Origin of the sequence: Brevibacillus fluminis (assembly GCF_052072235.1) — a bacterium.
GTDB classification, from domain to species: domain Bacteria; phylum Bacillota; class Bacilli; order Brevibacillales; family Brevibacillaceae; genus Brevibacillus_D; species Brevibacillus_D fluminis_A.
Genome location: NZ_CM125436.1, coordinates 1,050,863 through 1,075,485 on the forward strand (window position 1 = coordinate 1,050,863; position 24,623 = coordinate 1,075,485).

The following is a 24,623-nucleotide window of genomic DNA, read 5'->3' on the forward strand; positions in this document are numbered from 1 at the left end:
TTACTCGTTAAACAGCTTCTCCAGTTCGTCGATCAGCTGGCCGACATAGGCGACAGCCGTACGAATCGGTTCGGGTGTCGACATATCGACGCCAGCCAGCTTCATCAGTTCAAGCGGTTTCAACGATCCGCCCGCTTTCAATACCTCCAGCCAGCGGTCGACTGCAGGCTGGCCTTCCTCGCGAATGCGCGCGGCGACCGCAGTCGAGGTCGTCAAGCCTGCTGCGTATGTGTACGGATAAAGCCCCATGTAGTAATGCGGCTGCCGCATCCAGGTCAAGCTCGCTCCGGCATCCAATTCCACGGCATCGCCCCAAAATTCGCCGAGCACCTGGCCTTTCAGCTCGGACAGCTTTTTCGCGGTGAGCGGTTCATTCGCTTCAGCCGCGGCATACACTCTGCGCTGCATCTCGCCTTCCAGCAGATGAGTGACGAAATTGTGGTAATACGTGTTCAACAGCTGCAGAATCACCCAGCGCTTCAGGCGCGGATCGTCGGACTGTGATGTGATGTGCTGGGCCAGCAGCAGTTCGTTCATCGTGGACGGCGCCTCGATGAACGAAAGCGACGGACGATAGTTGGCATAGCGCTGGTTGCGTGCCGCGAGCATCAAATGTCCGGCATGGCCGAGTTCATGTGCCAGCGTGAACGTACTGCGCATATTGTTTGCCCACGTGATCAGTATGTAGGAGTGGATGCCATAGGAGCTTGAACAGAAGGCCCCCGTCGATTTGCCCACGTTGTCGGCGTAATCGATCCAGCGATTGGCCAAGGCTTGTTCGATGATCTCCACATATTCAGGACCCATGATTTGAACAGCGGCCAAAATTTGCTTGCCCGCTTCTTCCGTAGTAACGGCGGGACTGAACGCAGGATCAAGCGGCGCCTTCAGATCGCAGAAACGCATCTGTTCGAGGCCAAGCACCCGTTTTTTCAAGCTGGCATAACGGCGCATGTGCGGCGCCAGCTCTTTGAAAATGATCCCCAGCACGTTTTCATACATGTCGATCGTCACGTGCTGCGGGGCGAGGAGCATATGGGTGACCGATTCATAGCCGCGCAGGCGGGACAGCACGGTTTGACGCTTGACTTCTGTGGCGTAAGCGGCGGCAAACGTGTTTTGGTAGGCATGGAGCGTTTTGCTGAAAGATTCATAGGCAGCGCGGCGCAGTGTCGTGTCTGGCGACATTTCGTAGTTGGTTTCGAACAGTGCGAATGAAACCGGGCGCGTCACACCTTCGCTGTCTTCCACGGAAGCAAACGTCATGTCCGTCAGCTTGCTGCGCTGATAGACCGTGTAAGGGGAGCCCAGCACCTCGCCCAACGAGGCAAGCGCCGATTCGGTTTCCGGCGACAGACGATGCGGCTTTGTTTCAAGCAATTCCTCGAGATTTTTGCGGAACGGCGCCAATTCCGGTTCTTCTTGCAAATAGCGCTCGACGGTACCGTCCGGCAGCGCCAAAATTTCCGAGCTGATAAACGACAGTGCAGCATTGACCTGTGAAACGACATCCCCTACGCGAGCGGAATTCGCTTGATTGACCGGATTGGTTCCATCCTCGGATGTGCGAAGGCGCGCATAGGAGGAGAGCCGCTGGAGCCGGATGGCAATGGTCTCCTCCGCTTCCAATGTGGCGAGCAGCAGTTCCGCACCGGTGTGCAGCTGTCCTTTGAATTGGGTAATGGCCGGCAAATCCGCGACGATCGCTTGCAGCTCGCTCTCCCATGCGTCCACGTCTGCGAACAGTTCAGTCAAATCCCAGGTTTGTTCGACCGGAACCTGTTCGCGCGTCACTCTCTCTTTCATATTTGCGATTCCTCCTCTATTTGTGAAATGTTCCGATTTTTCTCTATCTGTCAGTCGTTTTCGCACGATGAAAACGCGAAATCCCCTTCTCAGTGTAACACGTTTGACCGTTTGCTGCGGACGCTATGCCTGGGCTTGGGCCGCATGTTGGATGGCGTTTTGGATATAGGCTTGCAGCGTCTCGATGAAGGCTTGCGCAGCGAAGCTCATATAGCGGTCGGAGCGGTAAATGATGCAAATGTCCTGACTGGGGGTCGGATCGACGAGCGGGATGGTTGCGATCTTCTTGTTGCCCAAATTTTCCAGCAGCAGGCGAGGCAAGATGCTCGCCCCGATCCCTTGCTCCACCAGCGAAAGCAGCGTGGAAACGGTTGTCGTTTCAATCCCCGGCTGGAGGCGGAACCCGGCTTCTGCACAATAATGGTCGATGACCTGCCGCACTTGATGGTCCGGAGGGAACATCGCCAATTTGAGGTGCTGCAGCTGTGCAAACGACATTTTGCTTTTTTTCGCAAAAAGGTCGTCGGTGCAAATCGCCAGTGCGAATTCTTCATGCATCAGCGGGATGCGGGTGATCCGCTCATCGGGCGGCGGCGTTGTGGTCACGCCGATGTCGAGCGTCCCCTGGAGAATTTGCTCTGTAATTTTGGTCGTTTCCAGCACGGATAAGGAGAGCTGCGGATACGTTTTGTGGAATTCGACGAGCAGGGCGTTGAACAACAGGTCGGCATCGCCGGGGAGCACGCCGATGGTCAACGTTCCGCCCTGGGCGGTCTGCAATGCTGCAATCGCGTCGCGCGCATACTGCAGATGAGAAAAAACTTGCCGGCTTTGCTCATACAGCAAACGGCCCGCTTCCGTAACCGCGATGCGCTTGCCCAGCCGGTCAAACAGCAACACCCCGAGTTCGCCTTCCAAAAGCTTGATCTGCTGGCTCAAATTCGACTGTGTCGTGCACATTTTTTCGGCGGCGCGGGAAAAATGCAGCTCGTCACAGACAGCCATGAAATATTCCAATTGCCTCAGTTCCATGGGATTCTCCTCTCAAATACGCCGGTTATCGCTCGCACTACTCATTATAGTCGGAAACACGCGATTGATGGAATTTTTTGGAGTGGATTATACTTGCTATAGGGAGAAGCGATATGGAAGCGGGAATGGAGGCTCGGGAACAAGATGACAATGGAAAAGAAAGTAGCGATCGACGGCGGCGCGCTGTTTTGTGTGTACGAGGAGGCAGGTCCGAATGTTCCGACTGTCATTTTTGAATCGGGATACGGCGCCCCTCTGCGTACATGGTCAAAGGTGTGCGGCGAAATCGGCGGCAGCGCGAATGTGTTTCGCTATGACAGGGCAGGGATTGGCCAAAGCGAGCGGGGAACGCATCCGATGCACAGTCGGCAGATCGTGGAGAACCTGCACCGTTTGCTGGCTGCTGAAAAAATTGCGCCGCCCTATATCATGGTGGGGCATTCATTCGGTGCGCTCAACGTTCGTCTGTACGCGCACCGATTTCCCGGGGAAGTGGCAGGGCTGGTATTGGCGGAACCGTCGCACGAGGAGCAGCATGAAAAATGGCTGCCGCTTGTAGCGGAAGATTTTCGCCAAACCTTTTTGGCGCAGTTTACGATCGAAGGGACGTACGACGACTTTTTGCAGAGTCTGGATCAGGTGAAAGCGGAGCGACGGCATTTCGGCAGCCTGCCGCTGATTGTCCTCTCCGCCGGACGCAAGGAATTCCATTCGGATGCATCGTTTGCGATGTGGCGCCGCCTTCATGCCGACATCACGGCACTTTCGCATAACAGCCGCCATCTCATTGTCGAATCGAGCGGTCACAGCATGCAGCGGGATGAGCCGTCAGCGATCGCAGATGCGATCAGAGCGGTGATCCGGATGACAGAGGGGCGAGAGGGAGCTGGCAAATGAACGGGCCAGCTCCTCTTTATTGCGGCTGTTTTTAAGCTGACCTATGCCTTGATTGAAGGGAATGCGGCGGGCTGGGGTTCGGTGACGATTGTCGGTGCATTGGCGGGCTTTGCTCTGTTCTTTAGCCTTTTTCTGTGGCGACAGAGACGATTTGACGATCCGATGCTGCCCCTCTCGCCGTTTGGCAGCCCGATTTTTACGACGGCTTGCCTGGTCAACTTTTTTTCTTTATGCCTTCATACGCTTAATATCCTGTCTAGGCGGAAAGCCAAACATTCGAGCATACTCACGGCTGAATTGCGAGGGACTTTCATAGCCTACTCGAAATGCCACATCTGTGGCATCTGCTGACTCGGTTAATAATAGACGCCGGGCTTCCTGAAGCCTCAGTTGTTTTTGGAACTGAATCGGACTCATTGCAGTTACTTCTTTAAAATGCCGATGGAGCGAGGAAACACTCATATTCGCTATCTCTGCAAGTTCTTCAATCCGAAATGAACGGGCATAGTGATTGGTGATATGTTCGATAACATCTTTGATTTGATTAGCGGAGCTGCCTTCTACTGCAATTTGCGCGAGCGTAACGCCATGCTGTCCTTGAAGTATCCTATACAGAATTTCTTTCGTAAACAGCGGCGCAAGTATTGGGATATCCTTTGGGGCATCCAGCAAACGAGCTAACCTGATAACTACATCCAACAATGGCATCTCCATCCGACTCACAAACATACCACGTTTAGCATTCTCTCTCGGACTCATAACGATTTCTGAATGAGCCAAAACCTCCAGAATTTGCTTACTCGTAAATTCAAGTTTAAACCCTAGATAAGGAACATCAGGGGTAGCTTCTGTCACTTGAGCGGTAACTGGCAAATGAACGGATGCAACAAGGTAATCGGAAGGACTGTACCTAAACCGTTCCTGGCCAAGCCATACTTCCTTCGCCCCTTGGACTACTATACAAAAGGAAGGTTTATAAACTCCGTGTTTGGGTACGGACGCATTTGAATTGCGCATGAAAAACAAGGATGGAATAGCGGTTGGGTGAACGCCGTCCGTTTCTGCATAACGCTCAATGATTTTTACTAGCTCGTTATACTGTCTCTTGGTCGTTTCAGACATTTGATCCTCCTGTCCCGTCATTCTTACTATTCGATTATAGACCGTATTTGTCTAATGCATAAGAGAAAGTGAGAGGATTAGGCAAACATTTGGCACGAATGGGATAACGGTCGCCTGATCATCCAAGGCATAATAAGGATGTGAAAGGGGGACAAATACAATACTTAGGCAGCTGCTGCTGGCGGTTACCGTAATTTTACTTGCCCTGTTGAAAAATCCTGAGAACTCAACAGCGCTCGGCATGACATTCTTCGTAGTTATCGGATACTCGGTGGTTAATACGTATACAAGCACTTCCGCTTGGGGTGAGGACTTGCGGTGGGAGGATCGTCGATATTCTTGGTTTTCTGGATTGGAGCAGCTGCGGGTCGTCACGGCGTCCGTTTTCTTCGGGCTTACCCGTACGTTCTCGAAACAAGCGGCCACGGATTGAGCCTGCTATCGATACAGGGATAATCAAATGCAAATACAAATCGTGCTAAATAACAGGAGGATTTTACGTGCAAAAAGTAATTTTGAACAACGGTGTTGAGATGCCTATACTCGGTTTCGGTGTTTTTCAGATGACAGATCAAAATGAGTGTGAACAGAGTGTCTTTAACGCTATTATGGCGGGCTATCGACTGATTGATACAGCTGCCTCTTATCTGAATGAAGAAGCAGTTGGCAAAGCGATTAAACGAAGTGGTATCCGAAGAGAGGAACTTTTTATTACTACAAAACTCTGGGTTCAAGATACAGGTTATGAGAAGACAAAGAAGGCATTTGAAAAATCGCTGCAAAGACTGCAATTGGATTATTTGGATTTATACCTAATTCATCAGCCTTATGGAGACGTGTTTGGCTCTTGGCGGGCTATGGAGGAATTGTATCGTGAAGGGAAGGTCCGTGCAATTGGCGTTAGCAACTTCCATGAGGATCGTCTGATCGATTTAATTATCCATAATGAAGTTACTCCTGCCGTGAACCAGGTTGAAACGCACCCTTTTAACCAACAAATCGAGAATGCAAAATTTATGAAAGAGAATAGTGTTCAGATCGAATCCTGGGCGCCTTTTGCGGAGGGGAAAAATAACCTGTTCCAAAACGAGGTATTGGCATCCATAGGTGAAAAGTATAATAAATCCGTTGCTCAGGTCGTTTTACGTTGGTTAACACAAAGAGGAGTCGTTGTGATTCCAAAGTCTGTACGTAAAGAAAGAATGATCGAGAACTTCAATATCTTCGACTTTGAATTAAGCAGAAAAGACATGGAGTCGATTGCTGCGTTAGATACGAAACAGAGCCTGTTCTTTTCACATCGTGATCCTGAAATGGTGAAATGGCTCGGTACTAGGAAACTTGATATCTAATCGAATTCACGCAAAAAAATTGAAGCTTAAATAATCGATAGTATGATTATTCGCACTAAAAATGTGGAGCAGACGCACTTATTCAATCTGCTCCCATTTCGTTTGCCGTCAGAAATGGGCTGTTGAAAAACATTAATGAGCCTGGGTAAATATAAGGAGGAGATATAATGAAAGATGTTATACTTCGGACCGGTGCTGGACAGATCGGTACGGCGATAGCAAGAAGAATCGGCTTTGGTAAGAAAATGATTGTGGGTGATAAATACCTAGATAATGCCAAGGCACGTGCAAAAATGATGAATGAAGCCGGATTTGATGCGGTGCCTGTCGAAACGGTGCAATGAGAAACGGGTCAATAAGGTTTAGAGCTTACAACTTCAGGAGCAGCAACAAGTCTTTCAATTTTCTGAGTCTACACTATCCTGCGGTCATGGGTGCTTGTGGATGCGAAAAAAAGCTGAGCAGCTTCTATGTGCCGCTAGATGTGCAGCATGCAGGTTGACGCGTGCCATGTTTAGCGGTATATTTATATGCAAATAAATTGTTTACAATCTAATTGCGCGTTAATAAAAAAGGAGGAATAACCATGTCCGTTCATGATTTCACTGTTAAAACCATCAAAAACGAGGAAAAATCTTTGGCTGACTACAAAGGAAAGACGCTGCTGATCGTCAATACCGCCAGCAAATGCGGGCTGACGCCGCATTACAAAGGATTGCAGGAGCTGTACGAAACATATCGCGAGAAGGGCTTGGTCGTTTTAGGCTTCCCTTGCAACCAGTTCATGAACCAGGAGCCGGGAACGGAAGAAGAAATCCAGTCGTTTTGCGAATTGAACTACAATGTCAGCTTCCCGCTTTTTGCCAAAATCAATGTCAAAGGCGAGAATGCCCACCCGCTGTATCGCTATCTGGTCGAAAATACGCCGGAGCCGTACAAAACAGGGGATATCGAATGGAATTTCGTCAAGTTCCTCGTGGACGGGAATGGACAGATCGTCAAGCAATACAGCGCACGCACCGAACCGGAAGCGATCGCACCGGACATCGAGAAAACGCTGGCTGGTGAACCGGTGTAATGGAGAAAGAGAACCTGCTTTTGCTGGACAACCAGCTCTGCTTCTCCATCTACGCCTGCTCGCGGGAGATCAGCCGTCTGTACCGGCCGGTTTTGGATGAACTCGGCTTGACGTATCCGCAGTATTTGGTTTTGCTCGTCCTCTGGGAGCAGGAGGTATGCAATGTGAAGGAGCTGGGGGAACGGCTGTTTTTGGACTCCGGCACGCTGACGCCGATGCTGAAGCGTATGGAAGCAGCAGGTCTGATCACTCGGCAGCGTTCGCAGACCGATGAGCGGGTGGTTGTTGTCCGCTTAACCGAGCAGGGCCAGGCGCTGAAAGCGCGCGCTTACTGTATTCCCGAATCGCTGCTTGCCAAAAGCGGCATATCCGAAGGCGAGTTCGCGGGCATGCTGAGCCAGTTCCGGCAGCTGCTTACCCGGATTCATCAGAGCAATGAGGAAACAAATCCATGAAGATCAAAGGCAGATCCCGTCACGAGAGGCGGGATACCTGATCGTTGCCCGAAAGACAACAACGAAAAAAGCGTCTGCGCTTCTCGAAAGCGCCGGCGCTTTTTTTTCGCGCAAAAATCAAAAACGATAAAATCGTGCAGATTTTGTGCTGGGAAAACGAAAATCCGCGCCCGGTTTGTTCTTTATAATAAAAATAGACAAAAAAATCAGACCGTTTGATAACCCAAGGAGGATGGAACATGCCAACGATACAGGAATACTTGATTCAGCTCGATGCGATTCACGGCGTATCGGGTGATGAGGAGCGAGTGGCTGCCTACATGAAAGAGCAGATCGCACCTTACGTAGACGAGCATTACGAGGATGCGCTCGGCAACCAGATTTTCGTGAAGAAAGGCAGCCATCCCGACTTGAAGCTGATGCTCGCGGCGCATATGGACGAGATCGGGTTCATCGTCCGTCATATCGACAAGAAAGGCTTCGTCTGGTTTTATCCCGTCGGCTACCACGATGACCGGATGGCGCTCAACCAGGTGCTGGTGATCCAGACGGAAAAAGGCCCGGTGAAAGGCTTGACCGGCGGCAAACCGGCGCATATCGTCACGCCTGAGGAAGCCAAGCGATCCATTCCGATCGAGGAGCTGTATCTCGACTTGGGAACGGGCAGCAAGGAAGAGACGCTTGCGCTTGGCGTACAGGTTGGCGACTATATCGCCTTTGACAGAGCGGGGCAGTTCCTCAACGGCAGCAACCTGTTTACCGGAAAAGCGGTGGACAACCGCTCCGGCTGCGCGGTTTTGATCGAGGTGATGAAGCGGCTCGCCGCCAAAAACATCAGTCCGACCGTCTATGGCGTCGCTTCGGTCCAAGAGGAGGTCGGGTTGCGCGGCGCAGGTCCCGCCGCTTTCGCCATCGAGCCGGATGTCGCGCTGGCAATCGACGTGACGTTTGCGGGCGGTACACCGGGCATGGATGAAAAAGTCGTCGATGTCGAGCTGGGCAAAGGGCCGGCGCTCGTCTATTATGACTGGACGCCCAGCACCTCGCACGGCAACAATGTGCCGAAAAAACTGACGCGAAAGCTTGCCCAAGTAGCGGAAGCAAGCCAGATTCCGTACCAGCGCGAGGTTGTGCTGAACGGCGGCACCGATGCCTGGACGATCAGCCTGACCGGAGAAGGAGCGGTGACCGGCATCATCTCGATTCCGACACGCTACATCCACTCGGCCATCAGCTGCGTGCGCACCGACGATATGGAGCTGACCATTCAGCTGATCGTCGCGTTTATCGAGCAGCTGCACGAGAAATTGTAGTTTTGAGAAAGGACGAAAACCACCCACGAGGTGGTTTTATTAGAAAAACATTTACATTTCCCCCTGTTTCACATTCACCCCCAGCGGGAAAAAGAATCCTGGATACATAATGACAGTTCGCTGGGGGAAAAAACGATGAGAATTTCAGCTATGCTAAAAACAATTGCCTGCGTGTTTGTCTCCGTCATTATCAGCATCGTAGCTTGCGTGTTGCTGTTGAATTCCAGTTATGAAAAAGAACGTGCCGCACTATCGCGACAGGCGGAATTGAAGCAATTGGGCATTGATCTAGCCAATGCTTCCGATTACCTGACCGAACAGGCGCGAAGATATGCCGTAACCGGGGAAAAACAGTACGTGGACAACTATTGGCGGGAGGTAAAGGAAACAAAAACACGGGACCGGGTCGTGGAAAGGCTGAAAGAATTGCAAACCCCTCAGAATGAGCTTGACTTGATTGAACAGGCAAAACAAAACTCCGATAGTCTCGTGTCCATTGAAGATGCGGCGATGAAGGCTGTCGAACGAAACGAGCTGGACAAAGCCCGGCAGTTGATGTTTGACGATCAGTACGACCAGAAAAAAAGCATCATCATGAAGCCGATCGAAGAATTTCAGCAAAAGATGAACAGCCGTGCACAAGCAGAGGCCGATCAAGCGAAACAACAAACAGGTCTGTACCTCATCGTACTAAGCGTCCTGGTTGGCATAATCGCCGTGACTCTGTTCGTTTCAATCGCCGTGCTCTTTAAAAAATTGAAGCCGCTTCTGGTTGTCGCCAAACGCATGGAGGAGCTATCCAGCAATGAAGGGGATCTAACGGCTCGCCTGCATGTGCAAGGCAAGGATGAAATCGCGCAACTGGCACAAGGGTTCAATTCATTTTTGCAAAACTTGCAAATGATGATTCAAAAAATAAATGCGGCGGTTTTCCAAATCGCTTCTTCCGCGGAACAGTTGACGGCAAGCGCTGAACAAACCAGTCAGGCGACCGAGGACATCAGCACCACGATCCAGGAAATGGCGTCTGGCTCCGAACAGCAGGCGGAAAGCGTCCATCGAGGGGCAAGCACAATCAGGGAGATGGCAGGCGGCGTCAAGGAAATCTCTCGCTTGGCCGAGGACGTATCCGAATTGGCAAAAGAGACAACCGACGCTTCGATAGCAGGAAACCAGTCGATCGGACAAGCGGTAACCCAAATGAATGAGATTCATACGACGATTCAGGGATTGGCGGCTGTGGTAACAGGTCTCGGAGAAAAATCCGGGGAAATCGGAAACATCATTGATGTTATTACGAGCATCGCTGCCGAGACAAATCTGTTGGCCTTGAATGCCGCGATTGAGGCTGCGCGCGCTGGTGAACACGGACGAGGATTCGCAGTCGTTGCCAATGAGGTGCGCAAGCTGGCAGAGCAATCTGCAAGCTCGTCACAGCAAATTTCCGCCTTGATTACAACGATCCAAACCGAAACGGCTAAAGTGGTCCATGCCATGGAGAAAGGGACAAAGGAAGTAGCGGAGGGAATCAAGGTGGTGAACGCCGCAGGTCAATCTTTCGCACATATCCAAAGCTCGGTCCGTTCCGTCGCGGAAAAAAGCAGCCATGTTACAACTTTATCGAGGGGAGTATCGACCGGCACGGATCAGGTTGTCCAATCGATTGCACAGATTCAAGGTGTTGCAGAAGCTGCTGCATCGGGAACACAAAACGTTTCCGCAGCCTCACAGGAGCAGCTGGCTTCGATGGAAGAAATTACGTCATCAGCCGCATCACTTGCCAAAATGGCCGAAGAGCTTCAAGCGCTTGTAGGAAAATTCAAAGTCTAGGCTACACGTCGAGGACATGATCAAGAACCGCAGCCGTTCCTGTTTGCAATGGGAACGGCTGTCACTTTTCCATAAAGAGATTTCAGAAGAGATGCCGTTAATGCGGTATAATGAAGAAAAAGGATCGCGTGCGCAGCGCATCGAAGGTGGTGTTGCGAGTGAAAGACAAAGAGATTGAGCTGGCTGGACGCTGGGGGCGATTCGTCCTCGAAGGAATTGTGGACACGTCCCGCGACCATTTGCTGATTACAGACGGCGAGGGCTACATCCGCCTGATCGGCGCATCTTGCAAAGAGATGTACGGCATGGATAAAGAAGATTTATTGGGCAAAAACGTCATCGAGATGGAGCGGGAAAAGATTTTCTCCCCTTCCGTCACCCGGATGGTGATCGATGACGGAGCGCCGCGAACGATTTTGCAGGAAACGAACAAGGGGCAAAAGCTGATGGTATCCGCCCACCCGATTTTTGCACCGGATGGCACGCTTGAAGCCGTTGTGAACTATTCGCATGATTTGACGGAAATTCTTGAGCTGAAGCGGCGGTATGAGAGCATGACCGAGCAGCTGAAGCAGTTCGAGAGCGAGATCGAGGAGCTGCGTGAAAAGAACAATGAAGGCTTCGTCGCCGTGAGCGAACCGATGAAAGCGATCGATCGCCTGATCAAGAAAGTGGCTGTGGTCGATTCCAACGTGCTTGTGCTGGGCGAGTCGGGCGTCGGCAAAAACGTCATCGCCAAGGAGATTCACCGGAACAGCCGGCGGCAGGCCGGGCAGTTCGTCGAGATCAACTGCGGCTCGATTCCGGAAGGGCTTTTGGAGTCGGAGCTGTTCGGGTATGAAGCGGGTGCGTTTACAGGCGCGGGCAAATCGGGCAAACCGGGGATCATCGAGCTTGCCAATGAAGGCACGCTCTTTTTGGATGAGCTGGGCGAGCTGCCTTTGACGCTGCAGGCCAAGCTGCTCAAGGTCATCCAGGAAAAACGGCTGCAGCGGATCGGCAGCACCACGTACCGCGACGTCGATTTCCGCCTGATCGCGGCGACCAACCGCGACCTCGGCAAGATGGTGAAGGAAGGGAAGTTCCGGCAAGATTTGTACTTCCGCCTGAATGTCGTGCCGATCCAGGTCCCGCCTTTACGTAATCGGCCGGAAGATATCGCGGCTCTCTTGAAGGTGATCATTCGCACGCTGAATGAGCGGTACGGGATGAACAAGCGGCTCGATGCGCAAACGACTGCGGCACTTTTGCATTATGACTGGCCGGGCAATGTGCGCGAGCTGGAAAACGTGCTGGAGCGGATGGTCGTAACAGCCGATGAAGATGTCATCGCGGTGGCCCATCTGCCGCCGGAAATTCGCGCCGTGTCCGATCATCAGGTGAACATCGATCCGAGCGTTTCGGGCGTGTCGTTGAAGGAAGCGATCGAGCAGGTCGAGGAAAAATGGGTGCGCTATGCAGCGGAACGGTGCCGCACGACAGCGGAGATGGCGGATTTGCTCGGAATCAGCCAGCCGTCGGTCGTACGCAAGCTGCAAAAGTACCGCGTGCGGCAGTAATTCAAAAGTGAAACGTCAATTCAAAATTGAATCGAGCATCTATCGGGTTTTAATTCATATTTGAATAATATCAATGAAAGCGTTATGCAAAAATGCGTAAAACCAGGCTTGGTTAGTTTGGCACGCTTTTTGCTAATATAAAAGAGTGAGGTCGCACCAACCATCTTTCATTGTTTTCAAAACACTTTGCCATAGAGGAGAGGAAAGTTAACATGTCGAAACAACGTAAATTCGTAAACGTATCCGCTGGCGTACCGGGACCAAAAGCAAAAGCGATCACCGAAAGAAGACAACAAAACGTAGCAAAAGGGATCAGCAACCTGACTCCAGTTGTCGCTGAATCCGGTAAAGGCGCGCTGCTGACTGACGTAGACGGCAACACCTTCATCGACTTTGCAGCTGCAATCGGTACTGTGAACGCAGGTCATTGTCCGGACGAAGTTGTGGCAGCGGTTAAAGCGCAGCTCGACAAATTGATCCACCCAGGCTTCAACGTTGCGATGTACGAATCCTACATCCAACTGGCTGAAAAGCTGAACCAAATCACGCCTGGTACACATGAAAAGAAAACGATGTTTGCGAACTCCGGTGCGGAAGCGGTTGAGAACGCAGTGAAAATCGCTCGCAAATTTACAGGCCGCCCTGGAATCGTTTCCTTTACCCGCGCGTTCCATGGCCGTACCTTGCTCGGTATGTCCCTGACAAGCAAAGTAAAACCATACAAATTCCAAATGGGGCCATTCGCACCAGCGACATACAAAGCTCCATTCCCATATCCGTTCCACAAACCAGCTTCCATGACAGATGATGAGTACGTCGATTTCTGCCTGAAGCAATTCGAAGAATTCTTCCTGACTGAAGTTGCTGCTGAAGAAGTGGCTGCTGTCATCATGGAGCCGGTACAAGGCGAAGGCGGATTCATCGTTCCTCCGAAAAAATTCGTCCAAGGCGTTGTCGAATTCTGCAAAAAGAACGGCATCCTGTTCATCGCAGACGAGATCCAAACCGGTTTCTGCCGCACAGGTTCCATGTTCGCCATCTCTCAATTCGACGTTGTACCTGACCTCATGACCATGTCCAAATCGATTGCAGCAGGTCTACCAATCAGTGCGGTTACTGGCCGTGCAGAAGTCATGGATGCACCAAACCCGGGCGAAATCGGCGGTACGTACAACGGTTCCCCGCTCGCTTGCGTGGCAGCATTGGCTGTTATCGAAAAAATGGAGCGCGAAGACTTGGCTAGCCGTTCCCAAAAAATCGGCGAAACCATCCGCAACCACTTCTCCGCTCTGCAAGCTGAGTTCCCTGTGATCGGCGATGTTCGCGGATTGGGCGCTATGTGCGCAGTAGAATTCGTAGATCCTGCAACAGGCGCTCCTGCAAAAGAACTGGTAGGCAAACTCATCAAAGGCTGCTACGAGTCTGGCGTAATCTGCCTGTCCGCTGGCGTGAACGGAAACATCATCCGCTTCCTGTCTCCACTTGTCATCACTGACGAACAATTGCAAGAAGGTCTGGACATCATGACCGACGTGCTGAAAAGCATCTACGTAACCAACTAATTTTGGCAGGAGGGACTCTTTCGTGAAAAAACATCTCTATATCAACGGTCAATGGAAAGAGGCTAAGGAGTACGCACCGCTGTACTCCCCTTTCTCCGGCGAACTCATCGCAGAAATCGGCCAAGCGGACGAAGCTGATGTAGATGAAGCGATCCAAGCTGCGAAAGAAGCAGGGAAAGCATTCAGCAAATATCCGGCTAGCCAACGCGCAGCCATTTTGGAAAAAGTCGTAGCGATCATGGAAGCGCGCAAGGAAGAGCTGGCGCAAATCCTCGCGACAGAAGCAGCAAAACCGATCAAAACCGGTCGCGGCGAAATTGCCCGTACCATTCAAACATACAAATTCGCAGCTGAGGAAGCAAAACGCATCCACGGCGAAACCGTTCCGCTCGATGCGGCACCAGGCGGCGAAGGCCGCATTGCCTTCACCGTGCGCAAGCCGATCGGTGTAGTCGGCGCGATCACGCCGTTCAACTTCCCGTTCAACCTGGTTGCACACAAACTGGGACCTGCATTCGCGGCAGGTAACACCGTTGTGTTGAAGCCAGCGAGCCAAACACCGTTGTCGTCTTTGGTTCTGGCTGAAATTTTTGCAGAAGCTGGCTTGCCAGCAGGCGCGCTGAACATTTTGCCAGGAAAAGGCTCCGTCGTCGGAGAAAAACTGGTGAAAGACGATCGCGTAGCGAAAATCACGTTCACCGGCAGCCCTGAAGTCGGTATCGCAATGCGTAACAAAGCAGGTCTGAAACGCGTAACGCTGGAGCTTGGTTCCAACGCGGGCCTGATCATCGACGAAAACGTGGAAATCAGCCAAGCGCTGATCGACCGCTGCGTCATGGGCGCATTCGCGTTCTCCGGACAGGTGTGCATCTCCTTGCAGCGCGTGTATGTGCATGAAAGCAAATACGAGGAGTTCCTCGAGAAGTTCAAGGCAGCAACTGAGAAGATTGTTCTGGGCAACCCAATGGACGAAGCGACAGACATGTCTTCCGTCATCTCCCCGAAAGACCATGCACGTATGGGCGAGTGGGTAGCAGACGCGGTAGCAAATGGCGCCAACATCGTTACCGGCGGCAAAGCGGTCAGCGACCGTCTGTTTGCGCCAACCATCCTGACAAACGTAGCAAGCACCGTAAAGTGCTCTTGCCAGGAAATATTCGGTCCAATCGTTGTCGTAACCAAAATTTCCTCGGTCGAAGAGGGGATTGCACAAGTCAACGATTCCCGATACGGCTTGCAAGCAGGTATTTACACCAACGATATTAACAAAGCGATGAAAGCTGCGGATGAGCTTGAAGCAGGCGGCGTCATGATCAATGACGTGCCAACATTCCGCGTTGACCACATGCCATATGGCGGCGTGAAAGACAGCGGCGTGGGCAAAGAGGGGATCAAATACGCGGTTGAAGAAATGACAGAATTGAAATTGATCGCGATCAAGCTGTAATTGCGTGCATATTTGGAGGTGTCAAGCAGAGGGGAAATCCTTTGCTTGGCACTTTTTTTGTTTTTCTAAAAGTTGCCTTTAGTCAAAATTGAACCTTTGTTCAAGTTTTTCACAAATGATAAAATTTTGTAGCATCCCGGATTTTCGCTCGCTATAATAAAGCCAAGAAATGAAATTACGTGCTATGACTGAACAAAATTTCACGAGAGGAGGGGCAAGATGTACACCCAAAGGGAAATGATCCGAGTCGCCAAACTGTACTACGAAAAAGGGCTGACGCAGCAGGAAATCGCTGCGCTGGAAAATATCTCGCGCCCGACTGTCAGCCGCATTCTGGATGCAGCGCTCCAGGAGGGGATTGTCACCTTCTCCATTCAATATCCGATCGAATCGGTCGATGATCTGGAAGATGAACTGAAGAAGCGTTTTGATCTGATGAAAGTGTTTGTCGCTCCTGTCATCATCCCGGAGCCCTCCTTCATCTTGACGGATGTGGGGAAGCTGCTCGGCGATTACTTGCACGACCTGGTTGCCGATGGAGATACGATCGGGATCTCCTGGGGAAACAGCCTCACCTATGCGGCCAAGCAGTTGAAGCCGGTGAAGCGCAAAAACGTGCGTGTGGTACAGCTCAACGGCGGTGTGGCAACAACGGCTTTTTCGACAGGGGCAATGAACATCCTCGATCAGTTTGCCAAAGCGTTCGATGCCCAGCCGTACGCGCTGTCCGTACCGACGATACTCGATTCTGCCGAAATTGCCTCCGCACTCCTGCGCGACTCCGGCATTCGCGAGATGGTGTCGCTCGGAAGGGAAGCCAACATCGCCGTTTTCGGGATCGGCCGAACGTCTTATCAATCGGTGCTCAACCTGGCGGGCTATTTCAAACAGGACGAGTACGACAAGCTTTTGCAAAAAGGGGCGGTCGGAGACATCTGCTCCCGGTTTTACTCGATCGATGGCCATGTCAGCGATGAACAGCTGAACGACCGGACCATCGGGCTTCACCTCGACGATTTGCGCCGAAAGAAGCATACGATTGCAATCGCCTGCGGCGAGGATAAAGTGCCGGCCATACTCGGGGCGGTGCGCGGCAACTATTTCAATACCTTATTCACAGATGAAGTCACAGCGCGAGAATTGATCAAACAACACGACATCGCAAAAACAGCGGAGGTGCAGCAAAAATGAAAGCGGTTAAATTGTACGAACCAGGAAATTTGCAAGTGGAAGAAATCGAGGTTCCCGAAATCGGCGCGGACGAGGTGCTGGTTGAAGTAAAGGCGGTCGGGGTGTGCGGTTCCGACATTCCGCGGGCTTTGTATAAAGGAGCGTACTACCAAGGGCTGACGCTTGGACATGAGTTTTCCGGCCAAATCGCCAAGGTCGGTGTGAATGTAACTGACTGGCAAGCGGGCGACCGGGTTTCGGTCGCACCCCTGATTCCATGCAACAGCTGCAAATATTGCCGCCAGGGCGACTACTCGCTCTGCGAGGATTACAGCTACTACGGTTCACGCACGGATGGCGCGATGGCGCACTTCATCAAAGTGACGCCGGAGAATCTGGTTCGTCTCGGCGATCAGGTCTCGTATGAGGCAGGGGCGATGATCGATCCGGCAGCCAACGCGATTCACGGCCTGTGGCGCGGCGATTGCAAAGAAGGCGATACGGTAGCGGTGTTCGGACTCGGCGCAATCGGTTTGTTCGCGATCCAATTCGCCAAAGTGCTGGGTGCCAAGCAAGTGATCGCGGTCGATATTCATGAGGAAAAGCTGGAGCTGGCCAAAGAGCTGGGCGCGGACATCGTGGTGAACTCGATGAAGTGCGATCCGGCCAAAGAAATCAACGCACAGGTGGGCGGAGCCGATTTCATCCTCGATACGTCGGGATCGCCGATCGCGCAAAACCAGGCGGTATGCGCAGCGGCCAAGCAAGGGCGCATCGTCTTCCTCGGCATCTCCAACAGCGAGCTGACGTTGAGCAAAGAAGCGGTCAACAATGTATTGCGTTACGAGCTGGCGCTGTACGGATCATGGAACTCGTTCTCCAATCCGTTTCCGGGCCGCGAATGGTCGTTCACGGCGGAGCTGATGGCGGAGGGCAAGCTGAAAGCGGAACCGCTGATCTCCCATCGCTACGCATTGGAACAAGCGCCAGAAGTTTTTCAGAAGATTAAAAATCGAGAGTTACTCTTTAACAAAATCATGTTTTTGCCCAACTGAGCAAGGAGGGGGAACATGACCGTGAAGCAAGCGATTGTTGCAGGCATTGATTTTGGCACGCAAGGCTTGAAGGTTGGCCTGTTTACGATAGCGGGCAAGCTCGTCTGGAAGGGTGAGCGCTCCTACCCCACCGTTTATCCGCAGGCAGGCCGGGCGGAGCAGAACCCGCAGCATTGGTGGCAGGCGCTGCGCGAGGTGCTGGCAGAGGCAGCGAGCGTGCTTCCACTTTCGCAGATTGAGGGGATCGGCGTATGCGCGACCTCTTCCACTGTGCTGGTGGCAGATGAAGCGGGCGCACCGCAAACGCCTGCGCTGATGTGGATGGATAAACGCGCGGTGGCACAGGCGCAAGCGATCAACGAAAACGAAGCACCGATCGTCAAAGACATTCTCCGCTACTCGGGTGGCAAGGTATCGGAGGAATGGATGGTCGCCAAAGCGCTTTATCTCAAGGAAAACGGGTATTTGCTTCCGGGGCGCAAAGTGGTGGAGCAGCTGGACTGGATCAATTTCAAGCTGACCAACCGCTGGGTAGCGTCGCAATGCAATGCCGTCTGCAAATGGAACTATCGGGATGGCGAAGGATTTTCGCCCGCATTTTTCGAGGCGATCGGCTGGCCGGAGTACCGCGAGTTTTGGCCGGAAGAAGTGATTCCCGTCGGCAGTCAGGTCGGTGTGGTCACGGAGGAAGCTGCTGCGGAGCTGGGGGTTTGCGCAGGCATTCCCGTCTTCCAGGGAGGAATCGATGCGCACATCGGCATGCTGGGAGTCGGAGCAGTCGATCCGGGCATCATGAGCCTCGTGATGGGCACGAGCTTTGTCCATCTGGTCCATTCGGAAGAGCCGGTTTTCCATGAAGGGTTATGGGGGCCGTATGAAAACCCGATTCTCCCCGACAAATGGCTGATCGAAGGCGGGCAGCTTTCCTGCGGCTCGTTGACGACATGGTTTTTGCAGCAGTTTTACCCGCATGTGCCAGCGGAAGAGCTGGGCGGGGTGTATGACGAGCTGCTGGCGGAAGCCGCGCGGATCGCACCGGGCAGCGAGGGGTTGGTCATGATGGACAGCTGGCAAGGAAATCGGACGCCCTACCGCAACCCGCACGCGACAGGCTCGCTCGTCGGCTTGACACTGGCGCATACCCGCTATCATATTTTCCGCGCGATTTTGGAAGCGACGGCGTATGGAACACGAAATATCATTGCGACCTTTGAAGAGACCGATGTGCCGATCACGCGGATCATCGCGTGCGGCGGCGGAACCAAAAACGCGTTGTGGATGCAGATTTTAAGCGATGTGACCGGGCTTGTCATCGAGACGCTGGAGGAGACGGAAGCAGGCAGCAAGGGAGCCGCCATTCTCGCTTCCTACGGATTGGGCCACTATCCGACGCTGGCGGATGCAGCCAAGGCGCTGGCTGAAAAAGGCCATGTCTATACGCCGCAGCCGGATGCGCACCGCGCGTATGACCGCTACTTTACAACCTATCTGGACTTGCATAAAGCGCTCTTTCCAATCATGAAGGAGTTAATCGTCACCTGAGAAAGGGGGATGGAGATGCGATGAGCGAGATACTGAGCATGCAAAACATAAACAAGTCGTTTCCCGGTGTGAAAGCGCTGCAAAACGTTGATTTTTCCGTAAAAAAAGGCGAAATCCACTGCTTGATCGGCGCGAACGGGGCCGGGAAATCGACCTTGATGAAAATTTTGGCGGGCGTCTACCCGAAAGACGACGGCGAGATTTATCTGCAAGGGGAGAAGGTGCAAATCAACAACCCGGCAGACGCCAAACGGCTCGGCGTCATCACGATCCATCAGGAACTGTCGCTGGTTGAGCATTTGACCGTGGCAGAAAACATTTACCTCGGCTCCTACGCCAATCCGCGGTTTGGCTTCGTTTCATGGAAGCGTTTGCGGCAGCAGGCGCAGGCGTTGATCGACCGGTTGGGCATCGCGATCGATGTCGATATGCCGGTTGCGGAGCTGAGCATGGGCCACAAGCAGATTGTGGAGCTGGCGAAGGCACTCGAAGGGAACGCCAAAATCATCATCATGGATGAACCGTCCACCACCTTGTCGGAGCGCGAGATTCGTACGCTGTTTACGATCATCGAAGAGCTGATCAGGCAAGGAATCACGATCATCTACATTTCCCACAAGCTCGAGGAGCTGTTCGCGATCGGTGATCGGGTCACCGTCCTGCGCGACGGCAAATGGGTGGCGACACGTGAGCTGAGCGAGCTGGATCAAGCCAGCCTGACCGAGCTGATCATCGGCTACAAGGTGGAAAAACAGGAGCGCACCAGCGAGCAGCTTCATTTTCCAGAGCTGCTGCGGGCGGAGTCGCTTAGTACCCGCCACATTTCCGCTGTTTCCTTTTCGCTCGGGAAGGGAGAAATCCTCGGCCTGTACGGGCTGGTTGGCGCCGGCCGGACGGAACTGTTGAAAGCGCTGTACGGCGTCGATCCGCTTACGGCGGGGGTAATTCGACTCGATGGCCAGCAGGTCAAAATCGACAGCCCGAGCAAAGCGATCCGCCTCGGCATGGGGCTGGTGCCGGAAAACCGCAAGACCGAAGGCGCGATCCTCGGCCTGTCTGTCGAAGAGAACGCGGTCTTGCCCGCTTACGACCGCTTTGCAAGCGGCGGCGTGATCAAGCCGGGGCGCATTCGCAGCGAAATCGCGGAGAAAATCCGCGAGCTGAACGTGAAAACGCCGGATGCGCAGACGTTGATGGGCAACCTGAGCGGCGGAAACCAGCAAAAGGTGATCATCTCCAAATGGCTGATCCGCCAGTCCAAAATCATCTTGTTTGACGAGCCGACCCAAGGGGTGGATATCGGAGCCAAGCAAGAAATTTACAAAATTATTCAAAAGCTCGTGGCAGAAGGAGCGAGCGTCATCGTCGCCTCTTCGGAAATCGGCGAGCTTCAGGAGATATGCAACCGCATTCTCGTCATGTTCCGCGGCAAAATCGTCGGCGAATTCCGCGATCCGCAGCGGCAGAAGGAAGACATCCTCAATCATGCAGTGACAGGGGGGACATCGTTATGGAACACATAAGAGAAGCTGGCACCACTGCAAAAAAGACAGCGCCCTCATTTGACCTTGGCAAATTTTTGCGCAAGTACAATCTCTTTCTTTTGCTGGCCGTCTTTGTCGCGATCGGCTCAGCGCTGTCGCCGAAATTTTTCTCCGTGCAAAATTTCCTGAACTTGCTGCAGCAGTCCGCAGTCGTGGGAATCATCAGCATCGGGATGACCTTTGTCATCATCGTGGCCGGAATCGATTTGTCGGTCGGCTCCGTGCTCGCGCTGGCCGGCATGGTCACCGCGCTTGCGATTCCATACACCGGCGTTTTCGTCGCCATTCTCCTGGGAATTGTCGCAGGCGTCGCGATGGGCTTCATCAACGGGTGGGTCACCACCAAGCTCAAAGTGCCGGCGTTCATCGCGACGATGGCGATGATGGTCGCGGCTCGCGGGCTGGCCTTGCTGTTCACCGACGGCAAGCCGGTTTACAACCTGCCGCCAGCGATGCGCTTTTTCGGCCAAAACCTGTTCGACCGCATCCCGGTCTCGGGCATCGTCTGGATCGTGCTGACGATTCTGGCTGTTCTGGTACTCCGCTATACCACATTCGGGCGCAAGCTGTACGCCATCGGCGGCAACCCTCAATCTGCACATCTGTCCGGCATTGAGGTCAACCGCTACATCACCTATACCTATGTCATCTGCGGCGCCTTGTCCGCATTGGCGGGAATCGTCCTCGCGTCATGGCTCACCGTCGGCCAGCCGACCGCAGGCAAAAGCATCGAGCTGGACGCGATCGCAGCGGTGGTGTTGGGCGGAACGAGCCTGTTCGGCGGCGTGGGCGGTGTCGGCGGCACGTTCGTCGGCGTACTGCTCATGAGCATCATCACCAACATTTTCAACCTGCTCGGCCTGTCGTCGTACTACCAGTCCATCTTCATGGGCGTGATCATCGTGCTCGCCCTGGTGCTGAACCGGTTTGTCATCTCCAAGCAGACCAAAAAGGCGTAACCGTAACCTGTGGCTTCTATTTTTTACACATAAATCAAGGGGGATTTACACATGAAGAAGAGAAACAACCTGTTTGTCGTCTCCGCGCTTTTGACCAGCCTGATGTTCGCCGGATGCTCCCAGTCGCAGCCTGCTGCAGATGGCGGCGGAGGGAATGCCGCTGCTTCCGGCGGCGACAAAAAAATCGTCATCGGCTTCTCACAGGTAACGTCCGAATCGCCGTTCTATACGGCACTGGTTGACGGCGCGAAGGCGGAAGCGCAGAAACAGGGCGCGGACATCGTCGTCATGGATGCACAAAATGACATCGAAAAGCAAAACGCCGACGTGCAAGACATGATCACCAAAGGCATCAACGTGCTGATTTTGAACCCGACCAACCCGACAGCGGTCGCACCAGCGCTGCAAGCGGCAAAGCAGGCAAATATTCAGGTCGTCACCGTCGACCGTCCAACAGAAGAAAAAGTAGCTGCATTCGTTGGACGCGATAACAAAGAAATGGGCCGCATCGCCGGCAAACAAGCCGTTTCCCTTTTGGGCGGCGAAGGCAAGGCGACAGGAAAAGTAATCGAGCTGCAAGGCGACGCGGGCGGAAAAGTCATGATGGACCGCCACGACGGCTTCCATGAGATCGTTGGCAAGGAGTCTGGCGTGAAAATCATCGAAGGCCCATATTCCGATTACGTCCGTTCCAAAGCGGTCAAAGCATTCCAGGACTTGCTGCAAGCCAACCCGGACGTGAACCTCGTCTATGCGCACAACGACGACATGGCTCTGGGCGCACTGCAAGTGCTGGAGCAAGCGAAAATGCTGGATAAAGTCAAAATCGTCGGCATCGACGGCCTGTCGGAAGCAGTGAAAGCCATCATCGACGGCAAATACAGCGCAACCGTATTCAACGACCCGGCGAAACTCGGCTCCATCGTGGTGGATACCGCGCTGAAAGTGGCGAAAGGAGAGCAAGTTCCCGAGTATGTGGACGCTGGCACAGGCTTGATCGACGCTTCCAACGCAAAAGATGTTTACAGCGACAAAGCCGTATTCGCCCAAATGAAATAAGGAGGTTCACCACTCATGACGCTCGCATCGTACATTGACCATACGGTATTGAAACCAGAAACGACGAAAGAGCAAATCATCAAGCTGTGCGCCGAAGCGCGCGAGCACGGTTTCTTCTCGGTGTGCATCAACCCTGTGTTCGTAGAGCTGGCACATTCGCTGCTCAAAGATTCCGGCGTGAAAGTGTGCACGGTCGTGGGCTTCCCGCTGGGGGCTAACGCCACCGCGATCAAAGTGGCGGAAACCAGGCAGGCGGTCCGCGAAGGCGCGGAAGAAATCGACATGGTGATCAACATCGGCGCCTTGAAAGCGGGCGACGCCCAGCAAGTCGAGGATGACATCCGCGCGGTCGTCGAAGCGGCGGAAGGCAAGCTGGTCAAAGTGATCATCGAAGCGTGCCTGCTGACCCGCGAGGAAAAAATTCTCGCCTGCCAATTGTCCGAAAAAGCAGGCGCCCAATTCGTCAAAACATCCACCGGTTTTTCCACAGGTGGCGCGACGGTTGATGATGTGGCGCTGATGAAAGAAACGGTGGGCGATCGACTGGAAGTGAAGGCGTCCGGCGGTATCCGCGATCTGGCCACGGCCCAGCAAATGATCGCGGCAGGAGCGACCCGCATTGGTTCGAGCAACGGCGTCGTGATCGTCAATAGCTAAGGCAATCGGGATTTGGTGAAAACGGATGGGAGAGCATGCTCCCCATCCGTTTTTGGCGTGGTCGCCCAATCGATCGGTGCCAGGGCAGAACAGCTGAAAGCGATTGTGGCCCGGTTCCATGCGTAAGCAGACAAAAAAACAGCCGTTTTTTTCGGCTGTTTTTTGCATGTGAGTCGTGACGCGGACTAAACGGAAAGGTTTTCGGCAATTTCCTTCAAACGCGCCTTGATGTCTCCTGTGCAGACGCCGCCATGGTACGCGATCACCGTTTCGATGTCGAGATCAAGCAGCTTGATGATCGATTGCAGGGCCGCCGCTTGATCCAGCGTAAACTGAGGATCGAACGGCATCAACACGCCGTCCTGTGCTGTCAGGGCATCGCCCGAGATCAGCGTTTTGCTCGGGATATGGTACAGCGAAATGTGGTCCGGGGTATGGCCAGGCGTGTAAATGACCTGAATCCCCCCGGCGTACGGCAAGATGTCGCCGTCCTGGAGAGCTTTGTCCACCTTCACGGCCGGGGCGATGGCTCCGCTTTTGAGCAGCGGAATTTCACCGGCGAGGTAAGGGATAGCCACCTCATGGGCAAGGACTTGCACCCTTCCATCGGAGACTGCGACAAGATCAGGCAAGCTGCCGATATGGTCGCGGTCTTGATGGGTAATGATGATTTTGGTCAGCTTTTCAAAAGGGAGCGACTCCCGGGCGAGGACAGAGCGGATAAGCTCCAGCTGTCCGGCGACACCGGTATCCACCAGCACCGTCTCCTGTTCATCCCACAGCGCAGCCGTATGGACGATGAATGGAGAGTCCGCACCGATGTTCATCTCCAGTTTGATCACTTTGATTCCTTGCGTTTGCATCAAAACGTGCACCTCCACGATGTAGCGATTTCGAACACGGTAACATTCCATCTGTATATACGCAATTCCTCCATGCCGATGCGGAAATCGCAGGTTTGCGTACCCAAGGCTAGATTGTGTGGAACCAGCGGGCTTGAGGGAAGCAAAGCACTGATGATCATCGAGCAATCGATCGATCTTGTCCTGCATGGCTGTTCCAAAATCCGGAATTCCGCCCGTTTCGCATCGAGCTGTGCGGGAGCAAACAGGCGAAGCAGCTTTGCGGTTCATAAGGTTGACCTGACAACAAAAAAGTTTCCTTTGTGCAAAAATATGTTGTTC

The 24,623-nt window shown here is 53.2% G+C and carries 21 protein-coding genes; 17 read left to right on the plus strand and 4 right to left on the minus strand.

From position 1 onward, the window contains the following. Positions 1 to 1,806, minus strand: a complete 1,806-nt coding sequence (gene pepF, locus ACTID9_RS05530; RefSeq protein WP_441070245.1) for an oligoendopeptidase F — start codon at positions 1,804 to 1,806, stop codon at positions 1 to 3. Positions 1,807 to 1,929: 123 nt separating this feature from the next. Beyond that, positions 1,930 to 2,838: a LysR family transcriptional regulator gene (locus ACTID9_RS05535; protein ID WP_441070246.1), complete on the minus strand. Its 909-nt coding sequence runs from the start codon at positions 2,836 to 2,838 to the stop codon at positions 1,930 to 1,932. 144 nt (positions 2,839 to 2,982) lie between these two features. Here ACTID9_RS05535 and ACTID9_RS05540 point away from each other — a divergent pair, with 144 nt between their 5' ends. Further along, entirely contained in the window at positions 2,983 to 3,735 is a 753-nt protein-coding gene (locus ACTID9_RS05540; protein WP_441070247.1) for an alpha/beta fold hydrolase, read from the plus strand. A gap of 228 nt (positions 3,736 to 3,963) precedes the next feature. Here the strand turns inward: ACTID9_RS05540 and ACTID9_RS05545 are convergent, their stop codons facing one another. Continuing rightward, complete coding sequence (locus tag ACTID9_RS05545; protein WP_441070248.1) at positions 3,964 to 4,857, minus strand: AraC family transcriptional regulator N-terminal domain-containing protein; 894 nt, start codon at positions 4,855 to 4,857, stop codon at positions 3,964 to 3,966. 500 nt (positions 4,858 to 5,357) lie between these two features. Here ACTID9_RS05545 and ACTID9_RS05550 point away from each other — a divergent pair, with 500 nt between their 5' ends. The 16 genes from ACTID9_RS05550 to deoC all read left to right on the plus strand — a co-directional run bounded on the left by ACTID9_RS05550 (position 5,358) and on the right by deoC (position 23,439). Further along, the gene (locus ACTID9_RS05550) at positions 5,358 to 6,209 is read left to right on the plus strand and encodes an aldo/keto reductase (protein WP_441070249.1); all 852 of its coding nucleotides are present in this window, start codon (positions 5,358 to 5,360) and stop codon (positions 6,207 to 6,209) included. Positions 6,210 to 6,376: 167 nt separating this feature from the next. Continuing rightward, positions 6,377 to 6,553: a hypothetical protein gene (locus ACTID9_RS05555; protein WP_441070250.1), complete on the plus strand. Its 177-nt coding sequence runs from the start codon at positions 6,377 to 6,379 to the stop codon at positions 6,551 to 6,553. Between the two features lie 242 nt (positions 6,554 to 6,795). Further along, positions 6,796 to 7,287 (plus strand): glutathione peroxidase, encoded by a 492-nt coding sequence (locus ACTID9_RS05560; protein WP_441070251.1) that lies wholly within the window; start codon positions 6,796 to 6,798, stop codon positions 7,285 to 7,287. Then, the gene (locus ACTID9_RS05565; RefSeq protein ID WP_441070252.1) at positions 7,287 to 7,742 is read left to right on the plus strand and encodes a MarR family winged helix-turn-helix transcriptional regulator; all 456 of its coding nucleotides are present in this window, start codon (positions 7,287 to 7,289) and stop codon (positions 7,740 to 7,742) included. The genes ACTID9_RS05560 and ACTID9_RS05565 overlap by 1 nt, the downstream gene beginning before the upstream one ends. A 239-nt stretch (positions 7,743 to 7,981) precedes the next feature. Next, the gene (locus ACTID9_RS05570; protein WP_441070253.1) at positions 7,982 to 9,055 is read left to right on the plus strand and encodes a M42 family metallopeptidase; all 1,074 of its coding nucleotides are present in this window, start codon (positions 7,982 to 7,984) and stop codon (positions 9,053 to 9,055) included. Between the two features lie 135 nt (positions 9,056 to 9,190). Then, positions 9,191 to 10,885: a methyl-accepting chemotaxis protein gene (locus ACTID9_RS05575; RefSeq protein ID WP_441070254.1), complete on the plus strand. Its 1,695-nt coding sequence runs from the start codon at positions 9,191 to 9,193 to the stop codon at positions 10,883 to 10,885. A 158-nt stretch (positions 10,886 to 11,043) separates the two neighbouring features. Further along, positions 11,044 to 12,444 carry a sigma-54 interaction domain-containing protein gene (locus tag ACTID9_RS05580; RefSeq protein ID WP_441070255.1) on the plus strand — a complete coding sequence of 467 codons (1,401 nt, stop codon included), beginning with the start codon at positions 11,044 to 11,046 and terminating at the stop codon, positions 12,442 to 12,444. 212 nt (positions 12,445 to 12,656) lie between these two features. After that, positions 12,657 to 14,006 carry a 4-aminobutyrate--2-oxoglutarate transaminase gene (gene gabT, locus ACTID9_RS05585; protein ID WP_441070256.1) on the plus strand — a complete coding sequence of 450 codons (1,350 nt, stop codon included), beginning with the start codon at positions 12,657 to 12,659 and terminating at the stop codon, positions 14,004 to 14,006. Between the two features lie 22 nt (positions 14,007 to 14,028). Then, positions 14,029 to 15,453 carry an aldehyde dehydrogenase family protein gene (locus ACTID9_RS05590; RefSeq protein ID WP_441070257.1) on the plus strand — a complete coding sequence of 475 codons (1,425 nt, stop codon included), beginning with the start codon at positions 14,029 to 14,031 and terminating at the stop codon, positions 15,451 to 15,453. A 219-nt stretch (positions 15,454 to 15,672) separates the two neighbouring features. Next, positions 15,673 to 16,644 carry a sugar-binding transcriptional regulator gene (locus ACTID9_RS05595; RefSeq protein WP_441070258.1) on the plus strand — a complete coding sequence of 324 codons (972 nt, stop codon included), beginning with the start codon at positions 15,673 to 15,675 and terminating at the stop codon, positions 16,642 to 16,644. Further along, the gene (locus ACTID9_RS05600) at positions 16,641 to 17,678 is read left to right on the plus strand and encodes a galactitol-1-phosphate 5-dehydrogenase (protein WP_441070259.1); all 1,038 of its coding nucleotides are present in this window, start codon (positions 16,641 to 16,643) and stop codon (positions 17,676 to 17,678) included. Before ACTID9_RS05595 ends, ACTID9_RS05600 begins: the two co-directional genes overlap by 4 nt. A 15-nt stretch (positions 17,679 to 17,693) precedes the next feature. After that, positions 17,694 to 19,220: an FGGY-family carbohydrate kinase gene (locus ACTID9_RS05605; protein WP_441070260.1), complete on the plus strand. Its 1,527-nt coding sequence runs from the start codon at positions 17,694 to 17,696 to the stop codon at positions 19,218 to 19,220. A 20-nt stretch (positions 19,221 to 19,240) separates the two neighbouring features. Next, positions 19,241 to 20,743, plus strand: coding sequence for a sugar ABC transporter ATP-binding protein (locus ACTID9_RS05610; protein ID WP_441070261.1), 1,503 nt, complete (start codon positions 19,241 to 19,243; stop codon positions 20,741 to 20,743). After that, positions 20,731 to 21,723, plus strand: a complete 993-nt coding sequence (locus ACTID9_RS05615) for an ABC transporter permease (RefSeq protein WP_441070262.1) — start codon at positions 20,731 to 20,733, stop codon at positions 21,721 to 21,723. The genes ACTID9_RS05610 and ACTID9_RS05615 overlap by 13 nt, the downstream gene beginning before the upstream one ends. A 51-nt stretch (positions 21,724 to 21,774) precedes the next feature. Further along, complete coding sequence (locus ACTID9_RS05620; RefSeq protein WP_441070263.1) at positions 21,775 to 22,782, plus strand: substrate-binding domain-containing protein; 1,008 nt, start codon at positions 21,775 to 21,777, stop codon at positions 22,780 to 22,782. A 15-nt stretch (positions 22,783 to 22,797) separates the two neighbouring features. Beyond that, a complete protein-coding gene (gene deoC / locus ACTID9_RS05625) occupies positions 22,798 to 23,439 on the plus strand; it encodes a deoxyribose-phosphate aldolase (protein ID WP_441070264.1) in 642 nt (213 codons plus the stop codon). A gap of 185 nt (positions 23,440 to 23,624) precedes the next feature. On the opposite strand, the gene ACTID9_RS05630 is transcribed toward deoC, so the two are convergent. Continuing rightward, entirely contained in the window at positions 23,625 to 24,302 is a 678-nt protein-coding gene (locus tag ACTID9_RS05630) for an MBL fold metallo-hydrolase (RefSeq protein WP_441070265.1), read from the minus strand. Positions 24,303 to 24,623: the final 321 nt, after the last annotated feature.